This is a genomic window from Vibrio sp. 10N.286.51.E5 (genome assembly GCF_041469125.1).
GTDB classification, from domain to species: domain Bacteria; phylum Pseudomonadota; class Gammaproteobacteria; order Enterobacterales; family Vibrionaceae; genus Vibrio; species Vibrio crassostreae_C.
In genome coordinates this window covers 52,723-65,522 of record NZ_JBFRJZ010000050.1, presented here as the reverse complement: position 1 = coordinate 65,522, position 12,800 = coordinate 52,723, and the positions used below count along the sequence as shown (strand labels likewise).

Sequence of the window (12,800 nt, the reverse complement as noted above, 5' to 3'; positions counted from 1 at the left end):
TTGATGAACCCAGATTGAGGGGGAGGTAACTATGGCTAATTATGCGAATAGTGTTCGTCTAGTTCCTATAAGGTTGAGACTCCACTCACGCCCTAACTCAACCATTCACTCCTTATAATTACCATTCGTCGCATTGGTAAAACTGCGCGACAAATTCTAGTTAACCTTTCAACGTCAACATTTGAAAGGGATTAGAAATCATGACTACTTCACACTCATTTAATTCAGGCTCTACCACTTCTCTGCTTAAGCGTTCATTACTGGTTGCTCTTGTTTCGTTTGCACCGTCGTTAGCTTTGGCGAACCCAAGTTCAGACGTGCTCGATATCTACAACCAAGCGGCGCAAGGCAATGAAGACTTGGTTGAGGTGGCTTATGAACGCCTTAACGACACGCTGCAACAAGACGGCGCGACGCCACTGACTTTGGTTTATCTAGGAAGCACAGAAACCTTAATGGGTCGTGATGCATTCTTACCTTGGAACAAGATGAAGTATGTGGAGAAAGGCTTATCAACCATTGATAAATCATTGGTATTGCTGAAAGACGAAGACCAACCCATTCATGAGCAACCTCGTGTTCAAGGGCTGCCAGATTCTTACCTAACCCGTGCAATGGCAGCGGTGACTTACACCTCTCTGCCAGACATGTTTAACCATTTCGATCGTGGTTATGACCTGTTCCTCGCGTTACTCGCGGAAGATGATTTCCAACAGCAACATTTCGCTGCGACATCGTGGATTTACCGTTACGCCATTACTGCATCGATTCGTGCTGAGGACTTCGAGCAAGCACAGGTGTGGCTTGAAAAGATGGAAAACACCGATGCTGGCAACATCGAGACAATGACGGCGAAAGCCCTAATAGCGAAAGCCAAATAGCGGTTTACTAAAGCTCATTAACAACTGCGAACGCTTAAAAATTATGGGTCAGCGGAGGACAAAGGAATGATTGAATTTAAAGATATCTGCAAAGCATATGTCACGGGCGGTCAACGTGTTGATGCATTAAGCGGGGTCGATGGACATATCCGGCGCGGTGAAATGGTGGCGTTGTGTGGCCCGTCTGGTTCAGGGAAAAGCACACTTTTGAATATTTTGGGTTTGTTGGATATGGACTATCGAGGACAGATCAATATTGATGGCCAACCGTATCCGACTGAGCAAATCGCCGCTGCGCGTTTTCGTCGTCAGTCGCTGGGTTTTGTGTTTCAGCGCTTCAATCTGGTTCCAGTGATGACGGCACTTGAGAACGTGGCCTACCCATTGATGTTGAACCAATGTTCGAAACAAGAACAGCAGACCAGAGCACAAGAGATGTTGGAGCGTGTTGGGCTAGGCGAATATGTACATCATCGCCCAGACAATCTTTCAGGTGGCCAACAGCAACGTGTCGCAATAGCCAGAGCGCTAATCCACAACCCAAGCTTAGTAATCGCCGATGAGCCGACAGCGAGCTTAGACAGCCACACTGCTAATAACGTGATCGATATTATGCACGAGCTTGGCCACGAGTTTGGCACCACCTTTATTGTTGCGACCCATGATCCAAGAATGGCTAACCGTTGCGACCGTGTGATTGAGTTGGTGGACGGTAAGTTGGTTTCTTCAGTGTCAAACAAGGAGGCAGTCTCATGGGCAAGTTAATGCAGTTTGGCTTTTTGCAATCGCTTCGCTTGGCGTGGCTTAATTTATTTAGAAACGGTCGCCGCAGTTTGTTGTCGGTGTTGATCATCGCCATCGCCGTATTTGCACTCACCTCGGCTGGAGGCTACGGGCTTTACACCTATGAATCTCTGCGTGAATCGACCGCGCGCGATACTGGTCATCTCACATTGAGCACACCGGGATATTTTGAGCAAGATGAAGACATGCCGCTGAGCAATGGTCTAGACAATGTTCAAGCCCTAACCAAGAGCATTATTGGCGACAGTGACGTGCGTGGTGTGCAGCCACGAGTCTATTTTAGTGGTTTGGTGTCTAACGGCAGCAAATCGACCATCTTTATGGGAACGGGTGTCAATGAGCGTGAGTTCGACATGAAAGGTCCTTTCTTAGATGTGCGCAGCGGTCAGACCCTCTCGGATGTGAAATCGCCAAGATACGACAGCCAAGAGCCACAAGTGATGCTGGGAACTGACCTTGCTCGTAATCTCAAAGTTGCCGTTGGCGATTGGGTGACACTGCTCGCGACTACCAGTGACGGCGCATTGAACGCTTTTGATTTTAAGGTGCAGGGTATTTACTCGACAGGAGTGCCTGAGCTGGATAAGCGTCAGTTATACGTACACATCATCACTGCCCAAGATCTTTTAGCGTCAGACAAAGTCAGTACCTTGTCGGTGTTTCTATTTGAAACAAGCAAGACCTCGACGGTTCAACAGCGCATCCAATTGGCTTTGGACAAGCAAGTTGGTCAACAGGGCTCAGATATTGAGCTCACCCCATGGCAAGATCGCGCGTTCTTCTACACCAAGGTTAAAGACCTTTACGACCGTATCTTCGGCATCATGGGCGCAGTGATGGCATTGGTAGTGTTCGTATCTTTGTTTAACACCATGACCATGTCGGTGACCGAGCGTACTCGTGAGATTGGCACTTTGTCGGCACTAGGCAGTTACCCGTCTGAAATCGTCGCAGGTTTCTTAAAAGAGGCGGGATTGTTGGCTGTGATTGGCAGCGCGATCGGCGCGTTAGTGAGCGGTTTAGTGTCGGTGTTATTGCTGGTGATTGATGTGCAAATGCCACCACCTCCCGGCAGAACCGAGGGTTACCCACTCAACATTTACTTCTCATTGGAATTAGTTGGTTACGCCACTTTAGGTGTGTTGACGATATGTTTGCTAGCTGCTTATTTTTCTGCTCGCAAAGGCGTGAATAAGCCAATCACGGAGGCGCTGGTTTATGTATAAATTTACTCGTTCACTCACTGTTTTAGGTTCTGTATTGGTTTTGGTTCTAGCATCGACACCAAGCTGGGCAGTCGATTCACAACAAGTCACAGAGATGATCGCCAAGGCGGATAGCTATCGCTTGAACAGCGAACAGGCGTCTAAAGTGGTTTCTCTGGTGGCGCTATATCAAGACGAGCAACTAGACAAAACCCGCGAATACAACGTCTACACAAGACCAAACCGAGAGTCGCTGGTCGTGTTCAAGTCGGCGGTCGAGGCGGGTCAAAAGATGCTGATGATAGAGGACAACTATTGGTTACTGATGCCGAAATCGCGCCGACCTATCCGAATCACACCAATGCAGAAACTCTTGGGTGAAGCTTCGGTAGGGGACATTTCGACGCTCACTTGGAGCGAAGATTACCAAGGTAAGTGGGTTGCCGAGCAACAGGTTGAGAGGTCGACTGGCGAGACACTCGATACTTATCATCTAAAGCTAACGGCGAAAACCAAGGGTGCCAGCTATCAATCGATTGATCTGTGGTTAACGGCAGACCGAGCGTTTCCTGTTAAAGCGGATCTGTATCTGCGTTCAGGTAAGTTAGCCAAGCAAGCTTGGTTTACTGAAGGCGTGCGAGATGGCTTGCCAAGTGTAGTTTCGATGACTTTGCTCGATAAGATTCAACCAAGTAAGAAAACCGTGATTGAGTACCGCGAGGTAAGCGAACAAGCTTTAGCGGACAAATACTACAACCCTGCTTACTTATCACGTAATAGCGTGTCTGGGCTTTAGGTGGGTGCCATGAAAGCTTCTAGTCGTCGATTCCACATTAAGCCTTTAATCGCTAGCTTTCTTGCATTGTCTTGTGTGAGTAACACGACTCAAGCGGACGATCTGAGCCTAGCGTGGGACTGGCAACTGAGTGCTGAAGCCGTTGAATCGCGAGAGTCGCCATTTAGCCCTTTTGCATCTTATAATCGTCAGTCACTCAATGGTTTGTTGGATCTTGAAGTTGGATATGGCAATTGGCTTGGCCTGTTTGCCGTGAAAGCCAATGATATTTTGACTAATACTCCTCAAGACCAAGACGCGAGCTTTGAATCGGAATTCATTGCGCGCGAGCTGTTTTGGCAAGGTGGTGTTGAACTGTCTAATTCAGCGTTCGGTGATCACTACCTTGATGTGACACTCGGTAAGGTTCGCCTAGATTGGGGTGTTGGTTATGGCTACCGACCGTTAGACATTATCAAGCCTTACCGACAAAACCCTGTTGGCATTGTCGCAGAAGAGGGCGCCGGTGTGGCTTCAGCGTCACTGTTCGATATGACGGGCGAATGGACACTGCTTTACAGCGATTCGTCATGGACTTCCCAAGACGTAAATGAATTCGAAAAGCAGAATCAGCAACAAGGCTTTGGGATACGTCGTTACAATCTGGTTGGCGACCACGAATATCAGTGGGTCGCTTATTACGACGATGTACGCCATGGCTTACTTGGGGCGAGTTTAGTGTCGGTGTTGAATCTCGCTTGGGAGTTTCATGGCTCGGTGGTTTATCAGCGACAAAGCCTTGGCTACAGTCAGCCGGATTCAATGCTTAAACCGGTTTATCTTGAAGAGCAGGGCGAGGCTTATCAAGCGTTAGCAGGATTAACATGGGCCAATGACACGGGCCATAATGTGGTGCTGGAATACTGGTTTGATAGCCGTGCTTGGAGTCATTCTGAGTGGCAAAGCGCGATAGAAAGTGCAGAGTCTTTGTCGGTTAATCCGATGACATCTTCGTTGGTAGGTTCTTATGCTCAAGGTTATCAGCACGCCAATTTGGTTCAACACAACATCATGTTTCATTGGTCTCTGGATTCGACACATGGCTGGCTTGAAGATATCACGCCAACATTCGATGTCATGTTGTCTCCTCAAGATGGCGGTTTTATTGCGACTCAGTGGCTCAATTATCAGGCTTTAGATAATGGCAATTCATCGTTGGATTTGGAACTTGCTGCACGCTTTCTAGGTGGTAAAAGTGATTCTGCTTACGCCAGTTTACCCGATAGTCATATGATTCTCTTAAATATCAAAGGACGATTTTAATGGACACTTCTTCAAACAGTCGATTTTCATGGATTAAGAGTTTCGCGTTCACCACGCTATTTTGTGTTCTTATTGCGATTACAACCCATACGATTTGGGGCGGCGGATTAACGGTTAACCTGGCAATCAGTTTTGGCTTTGGCTACAGCGCCGTGGGTTCTTCTTTCATCTTGGTGAAGTTGTTTAAGAGGACATCTCGAACGCTTGAGGTGGGTATCTCAATGGTGATTGCGATGACCTTTGGTACCTTGAACGCACACTATTGGTTGAACGGGTATTTCGGGGCTAATATCTCGGACCTTAAATCTGTAGTCTTGCTCGGTGTGATCTTCTGTTCGGTTTGCTATTACTATTTCTATACTCGGGAGCAGCAGTTACGTGCCGATAACGAATTGGAAGTGGCCAAGCGTCGTCAGGCCGACCAAGAAAAGGTGGTGGTGCTAAGCCAGCTTAAACAACTGCAAAGCCAAATTGAACCGCACTTCTTGTTCAACACGCTTGCGACCATCAATGTATTGATTGAGAGTGACAGCGCGAAAGCCAAGTTGATGCTCGAAAAACTGACTGACTTATTACGTGTAACTCTGAAAAACAGCCGCACCGAGCAATCGACCATCGCACAAGAGGTCGACTTGTTAGACGCTTATCTTAATATCCAAAAGATACGCTTGGGTGAGCGCTTAACGTTCTCGATTGAAATACACGAGATTAGCGATTTGCAGGTGATTCCACCGTTCTTGATTCAACCTTTGGTCGAGAATGCACTCACGCACGGCATCGAGCCCAAAGCCGCTGGTGGCCAAGTGAATATTCGTATTACTCAACAAGCACAGCAGCTAAAAATTGAAGTGGCTGATAATGGCGCTGGGTTGAAAACGCCTTCTGCGAATACGGGTCACGGTGTTGGGTTAAGCAATATTCGTCAAAGAATCGAAACCCTGTATGGTGATAAGGCGAGCCTAACGATTACTGAACACGCTGAAGGCGGGGTCGTGTCGACGATCTTGTTACCGCTGACTGATGCAGTTGTCTAGAATTGCAGACCAGAAAGCACAGAACAGTGACGAAAAATAGACGATTTACAGTGTGAATTTAAAGGACTAACCATGAATAACCCAGCAATACAGCCGAGCGTAACGGCGATTATCGCAGACGATGAAGCACTGTTAAGGCATCACTTAGACAAGAGCCTTGCTGAGGTTTGGCCTGAGCTGGAGATCGTCAGTAAGGCACAAAACGGTTTGGAGGCGATGCAAAGTATTCAGCAGCTTAAGCCCGACGTGGCTTTTCTCGATATTCGTATGCCAGAGCTGGATGGAATCTCGCTGGCGAAGCAACTCAACAAGCTAGATTCACCGCCATTGATTGTGTTTATTACGGCTTATGACGAATACGCAGTTAAAGCCTTTGAACACAATGCGATGGATTACCTGCTGAAGCCAATCAATGAAGAGCGCTTACTGGCCACATGTCAGAAGGTGCAAGCGCGTTTGTTAAGCCGTCAAAAACAGCCTGGTGACACCTCAGTACAGCCCGATATCACAGCGTTAATGGCTCAGCTTCAACAGCTATCACAATCGTCTTCCCAACAAAACAAGCACCAGTATCTCACGTGGCTCAAAGCCAGTGTCGGAGAAGACATTCACCTAATCGCCGTCGATGATGTCGCTTACTTCAAAGCAGAAGACAAGTACGTGTCTATATTTAAGAAGGGTCAAGGGGGATCGCTAGAGGAGTATATTCTTCGCGTGTCACTAAAAGAGTTGATAGCGCAACTCAATCCTGATGAGTTTTGGCAGATCCATCGCTCGGTGGTGGTTAAAGTGTCGGCCATTGATAAGGTGAAGAAAGGGCTCTCAGGTCAGATGTCGGCGTATGTGTCAGGGGAAAAGCTACCGATCAGCCGTGCCTCGCAAGCGTTGTTTAAGGGTATGTAGAGAACTGGCTGAAATTTATGTAGCTTATTGATTTTAAATAGATGTAGTTAGCGAGTCTAAAATCGATTTAATAGGCTCTTATCTAAATGCCTATTTAAATGAGCACAGCGATCTTACATAACGATTGGTGGTTTATAAAATAAAGATCTAGATCACAAAGATACTCATCAGGTTCAATATTAAATAATAATCGTTAGCTCAATCTGTATATTGTCGATGAATGACATTAAGAGGTTGTTATGAAAACATATTATTTAGCGACGGCTCTATGCCTCACCTTAGTTGGCTGTAGCTCAACATCAAAAACTACCGAAACGCCAATCCAGCCGGATCCGGCATGGACTTCAGGCCAACTAGAAAATGGCCTTACTTATCATGTTTATCCAGATCATGAAGAATCCGTATCTGTTCGTTTAGTCGTGCACGCCGGTTCGATTCAAGAGACTTCTCAACAAGAAGGCTACGCGCACTTCTTGGAACACATGGCATTCAATGGCAGTAAAAACTTCTCTCAGAACGATGTGATTCGTCTATTCGAAGACGCAGGCGCTAGCTTTGGTGCTGATATTAATGCCTACACTTCTTATGAAGAGACGGTCTACCAGTTAGATTTGCCAGATAACATCCAATTGCAGTCTGCTTTGACGTGGATGCGTGACATTGGTGATGGCCTGGATCTATCAAGTTCAGAAGTCGAAAAAGAAAAAGGCGTGGTTCTTGGTGAGTTCCGTATGGCTCGCCTCGATGATAAGTCATTCGGAGATATATATTATGATTACTTCGTTGAAGGCGGCCCGTACGAATCGCAAGATGCATTAGGGACTAAATCGTCGATCGTGAATGCTACTCCTCAAGGCATCAGCAACTTTTATCAGACTTGGTATCAACCTCAAATAGTTGAGCTGGTCGTTTCTGGTGATGTGGACATCAAAACTGTGATTCCACTTATTGAAGAAAAGTTTTCTAGCTGGGAGCGTGGCGATACGCCGAGACCAGAGAAACAGAAAACGACCTCATTCAATGAAGATGATTATGTTGAGTACGCAGGAAGAGAAGCGCCAAGCATCACTCTGACGTTTAACCGCGGTTCAAATATAGTTGAAAATCATGCTCAGCAGAATCAACGCAGGTTAGATGAAACCGCTCAACAATTGATTCAACGACGATTAGAAGCGGTGTTCAATGATGCCGCGTTACCGACTCAATGGATTGCGTCTGATAGCTATCGAATGGGCGCTTTGTACTATTCGTCAATAAGTGTTGGGTTTCCGGCTGGAGACCGTGAAGTTATCCAACAAGATCTGCTTTCTACATTGGCATCATTGCGTGATTTTGGTGTTTCGGAAACGGATATTGCTGGTGAACTGTACTACTACCAAGACTTGCTGGATAACATCGAGCATAACTGGGATAAAATGGACAGCGTTGAACACGCGAATTACAAAGTGAGTGCGTTAGTCAATGATCGAATCGTCCAATCACAGAAAGACTATCAAGCCAGCTTGGAAGCTTTCATCGCTAACTTGAGCCTTGAAGTGATTAACGACAACATCAAGAATCTACTTTCTGATGATTACTTTATTGTTATTGGGATGGACGACTCTGAAGACAGAACAGCGATCATCAACTCTCTCGATAGTTTAAAAGCCACGTATAGCGAGGCGGGAGTTGCGCCGCTTGCGATTGGAACAGCCAATGCTTTTGCTGTACCTAGCTCGCAAGGCGAGGTTGTACTTGCTGAACAAATGTCTGTCGACCCATACATCCAAAAGTGGACGTTAAGCAATGGCATCGACATGTGGTACCTGCGTGATTATGAGGCAGGTGACGATGTTGGGGTGATGTACATGAGCCTCGGCGGAAAAGCCGCTTTGGATCCGAGCCTGTACCCAGCTGTTGAGGTTGCGTTACCTACCTTCGCTCGAAGTGGTGTCGGTGAGTTTACGGGCTCTGAGCTTTTAGCGTACTTTGATCGTGAAAATATTAGCGCCGATTCTTTTATTGGTAATACTCGTCATGGTATTGAATTTAATATCAATAAAGACGGACTTAAAGATACGTTTGCTGCGCTTTATACCTTCATAACTGCGCCTAAAATTGTTCCCGAGCAGTTAGAGGCAGTGAAACAGGAGTTTGTACAAGGTCAAGAATCTTTCTTGAGCAGCCCTGTTGGCCAGTTTGAGCGCGCAAGAAACCAGAATATCTATCGTCAAGACAGTCGTCACCTCTTTGTTGATAAAGAACGTGTTGAAGCGGTTTCTGTGGAAGACGTCGCTAATCTTCATCAACAATTGTTTGGTCAAATGAGGCATAACCAATTGGTGATCGTGGGTGACATCGACCCAAGTGAATTAAAGCCTTTGGTTGAGCAATACTTGGCTTCGATTCCATTAGAAAAAGCTGAGGTTCCTGAATTTAAGGTGGCTTACAAGCAGCCATCTGAATCACGCATTGATTTAGCGATCAACAATGTGAATAGTGCAGAGTACATCTTACGAGTCCTCTCTGAACCTGAAGCCGAAACCGATCAAGGCGTAACGGCAAAAGATATCTTCACGGAAAACTTGCTAGAACGACTGCTGGCGGCTCGTTTAGATGCTTATATTCGTGAAGAGTTGAGCTTAGATTACTCGCCATATACGTATTCAGCAGCCGCAGATAGTGAGCTGAGTGGTGAGTGGGTTATCGGGGCGATGGTAGCGCCGGAGAACGTTGACCAAGTCGAAGTGGCGATCGATAAAGTGATTGCAGACCTTTTACAGGGCGTCTCTGAAAAGGAAATGCACGCAGTCGTGAAACAGTTTGAAGCGGACTTCACGCCTCTCGAGATGAGCTCTATTGACCAAGCATGGTACCTGTCTCGTTATTTACTTCATGGTTACGATATCGAAGCTTTGTCTCAAGTTGAGCGAGTGGCGAGGTCGATCACTGCAGAAGACATGAATCAATTTGTCCAACGCATCTTTGGTGAAAATAGCCGTAAGGTTAAGAACATCATGCGTCCTAAAGCCTAAAGCCTAAAGCCTAAAGCCTAAAGCCTAAAGCCTAAAGCCTAAAGCTTGAAGCCAATAGAAAGAGACAGCTGAAAGCCAAGCGAGCACCGCTTGGCTTTCTTGTTTTTCTACTATTCATAACATCTATCCATCACCAGTTGTTAAGCCGTTTTAGATCTATGTAAATCTAAATTGCGAGGGTGCTTAATCGGTTGCATCGAATCATTTTCTAAAAAAATGTTTTAAATCAAGACAGCGTTTCATTTGTATTGTAGATTGACGATCTACGAGAATGTTGTTTGGATATTAGATTGCTTAAACTGGGTACCCGATTAGTCTTAATGTTGTTTTTACTGAGCTTTGGCTTAGTGAATTCTAACGGCTATTCGTTTCCTTCTAAGCCATTTCAAATATACTCGGCTCAAGAGCAATCTTCACAGAATGATCTTTGTAAACAAGCTGATACGGATAATCCGTCGAGCTACTTAGAGTGCGATAAGACTCAGTTTGGCACCGTGCCTTCTGGTGACAGTTCTAACTATCACGACACCGAATCAAGCCTTCAAGCAGCAAACTTCAGACGTATGCTCAGTAACGAGCAAGAAAGCGTGGCCGATCTTGAGCCTGCTTATCATCTACTGATTGACTTCTCTCCCCCCTCAATACTGGCTTCCCTGCTCTTCAACACGCCGTTGTTGGATTCCAAGCTGCACTGGACCAGTATTGTGAGTTCTCCGTCCTCCCGGCTTGCTGGGTGGAAAGAGGGCAACATTCAATACTCGCATTTCCGAGAACTTCTTAGCTAATCGTTTGACCCTAAATTGGTTGTATCGATGGTCACTTGTGCCCGTTGAGCTCGCCAGTTAACCAAAACAAACATAGCGACATCAGTTTTAGCATCACTACCTTTCAATCAGCTTGTTCTGGTTGTGATTAGCCATCGCTCGTGTTCGCAAAATATTAGCCATACCAATCGTAGTAAATAACTGGTCATCCTAGCTGGTTAAAATGCACGATCACTGCTTTTTTCTGGTGCTATTTTTGAGCACGTATTTACGGTGATTGGTAGAAATAAGAGATCTTGACTGTGAAAAAACGCATTCCAAGAAAACAAATTAACCACTACTCAAAGTGGAAATACGTGGTACTTATCGCCACTATCATCATCATGGTTCTGAGTGCTTTACCTTCTTGGTATGGCGAGAATGCATCGGTACAAATTAACAATCGTTCTGAACAGAGTATCGACGCGAGTCAAATTACCCAATACCTTGCAAGCGAAGGCATCCAAGCCAAATCTGCATTTCAAAAAGACAACCGTTTGGTCGTGATCTTGGAAGATGCAGAACAACAGGCGAAAGCCAAAGAGGTGCTGAATGAGCGCCTATTGGATAACGCGACTGTTGCGCTAGCGATGGAGCCAGCAGCACCAAAATGGTTGACTGACATGGGCTTCGCGCCGATTCAGCTAGGCCTTGATTTACGTGGTGGTGTGCAGTTCCTGCTAGAAGTGGACATGGAACCGGTATACCACGCACAAGCGCAATCTGTGGTCGATGAGATCACCAGCCAAGTACGTTATGCACGCGGTAAAGTGGTGAACAACCAAGTTGAATTTAACTTCCGTACTGATGCAGATTTCGAGAAAGCACAAAAACTGATTCGTGAAGAGTTCCCACAATGGCAGCGTGACCGTTCAGATAAATCGCTAACGTTAACTCAGTCTGAAGAAGAGCAAAGAACGCTACGTAACCTAACGGTTCAGCAAAACCTGCAAATCATGCGCAGCCGTATTGAAGAGCTCGGCATCACTGAGGCATCGATTCAACGCCAAGGTGAAAGCCGTATCCGTATCGAGTTGCCGGGTGTACAAGACCCTGCTGCAGCGAAAGACGTGATTGGTGCAACGGCATCATTGGCGTTCTATTCGGTGTACGACAATGCCACTCGCAGTACTCAAACCCTGAAAGATTCAGACGGCAACCGTGTGGTCGTCGACCGCAAGGCTGTGTTGAGTGGCGAACACATTATTGATGCGCGCAGTGGCATTGGTGAGATGGGCAGTGCAGAAGTAAACATCACGTTGGATTCTTCTGGTGGTAAGAAAATGTCTGAGTTTTCTCGCCATAACATCGGTAAGCCAATGGCGACCGTTTACAGCGAATACAGCCGTGACAGAGCGGGTAACAGCGAAAAAACCAGTGAAGTGATCAGTGTGGCGAACATCCAATCTCAACTGGGTAGCCGCTTCAGAATCACAGGTGCAGGCAGCATGGCAGAAGCACAAGAGCTTGCTCTACTGCTACGCGCAGGTTCATTAACAGCGCCTGTTACCATCATTGAAGAGCGTACTATTGGCCCGTCTCTGGGTGCAGAAAACGTAACTAACGGCTTTGCTGCTTTGGCGCTTGGCCTTGGTCTTACTCTAACGTTTATGGCGCTATGGTATCGTCGCCTTGGTTGGGTTGCGAACGCTGCATTGGTCGTCAACATGACCACACTATTCGGTTTGATTGCGATGCTCCCGGGTGCGGTATTAACTCTGCCGGGTATTGCGGGCTTGGTACTGACCGTCGGTATGGCGGTAGACACTAACGTGCTTATCTTCGAGCGTATTCGAGACAAAATGAAAGAAGGGCGCAGCTTTGCGAGTGCCATCGACCGTGGCTTTGATAGCGCGTTCTCTTCAATTTTCGATGCCAACGTCACTACCATGATTGTTGCCGTGGCTCTGTACACCATTGGTAATGGACCGATTCAAGGGTTCGCATTGACCCTAGGTTTGGGTCTTCTAACCAGTATGTTTACAGGTATTTTTGCGTCACGCGCGATCATCAATTTGGCTTGGGGGCGTGACCAACGCCACGATGTAAGGATTTAAG

General features: G+C 46.5%; 10 protein-coding genes. All 10 read left to right on the top strand.

Features of this window, described 5'->3' with window-relative positions; translation table 11 throughout:
• Positions 1 to 200: 200 nt before the first annotated feature.
• The 10 genes from AB4161_RS17780 to secD all read left to right on the top strand — a co-directional run bounded on the left by AB4161_RS17780 (position 201) and on the right by secD (position 12,799).
• Positions 201 to 881 (top strand): hypothetical protein, encoded by a 681-nt coding sequence (locus tag AB4161_RS17780; protein WP_372083747.1) that lies wholly within the window; start codon positions 201 to 203, stop codon positions 879 to 881.
• Positions 882 to 947: 66 nt separating this feature from the next.
• A complete protein-coding gene (locus AB4161_RS17775) occupies positions 948 to 1,646 on the top strand; it encodes an ABC transporter ATP-binding protein (RefSeq protein WP_137001626.1) in 699 nt (232 codons plus the stop codon).
• Positions 1,634 to 2,911 (top strand): ABC transporter permease, encoded by a 1,278-nt coding sequence (locus AB4161_RS17770; RefSeq protein WP_372083746.1) that lies wholly within the window; start codon positions 1,634 to 1,636, stop codon positions 2,909 to 2,911. The genes AB4161_RS17775 and AB4161_RS17770 overlap by 13 nt, the downstream gene beginning before the upstream one ends.
• Positions 2,904 to 3,686: an outer membrane lipoprotein-sorting protein gene (locus AB4161_RS17765; protein ID WP_017065102.1), complete on the top strand. Its 783-nt coding sequence runs from the start codon at positions 2,904 to 2,906 to the stop codon at positions 3,684 to 3,686. The genes AB4161_RS17770 and AB4161_RS17765 overlap by 8 nt, the downstream gene beginning before the upstream one ends.
• 9 nt (positions 3,687 to 3,695) lie before the next feature.
• On the top strand, positions 3,696 to 4,988 hold the full coding sequence (locus AB4161_RS17760) for a hypothetical protein (protein ID WP_102397967.1): 1,293 nt from the start codon (positions 3,696 to 3,698) through the stop codon (positions 4,986 to 4,988).
• Positions 4,988 to 6,022 (top strand): sensor histidine kinase, encoded by a 1,035-nt coding sequence (locus tag AB4161_RS17755; RefSeq protein WP_136982529.1) that lies wholly within the window; start codon positions 4,988 to 4,990, stop codon positions 6,020 to 6,022. The genes AB4161_RS17760 and AB4161_RS17755 overlap by 1 nt, the downstream gene beginning before the upstream one ends.
• A gap of 72 nt (positions 6,023 to 6,094) precedes the next feature.
• Entirely contained in the window at positions 6,095 to 6,925 is an 831-nt protein-coding gene (locus tag AB4161_RS17750) for a LytTR family DNA-binding domain-containing protein (protein WP_136977938.1), read from the top strand.
• Between the two features lie 239 nt (positions 6,926 to 7,164).
• Positions 7,165 to 9,939, top strand: coding sequence for a M16 family metallopeptidase (locus AB4161_RS17745; protein WP_372083745.1), 2,775 nt, complete (start codon positions 7,165 to 7,167; stop codon positions 9,937 to 9,939).
• Positions 9,940 to 10,259: 320 nt separating this feature from the next.
• A complete protein-coding gene (locus AB4161_RS17740; RefSeq protein ID WP_372083765.1) occupies positions 10,260 to 10,724 on the top strand; it encodes a hypothetical protein in 465 nt (154 codons plus the stop codon).
• A 275-nt stretch (positions 10,725 to 10,999) separates the two neighbouring features.
• Entirely contained in the window at positions 11,000 to 12,799 is a 1,800-nt protein-coding gene (gene secD, locus AB4161_RS17735) for a protein translocase subunit SecD (RefSeq protein ID WP_372083744.1), read from the top strand.
• The last annotated feature ends 1 nt before the right edge of the window (position 12,800 follow it).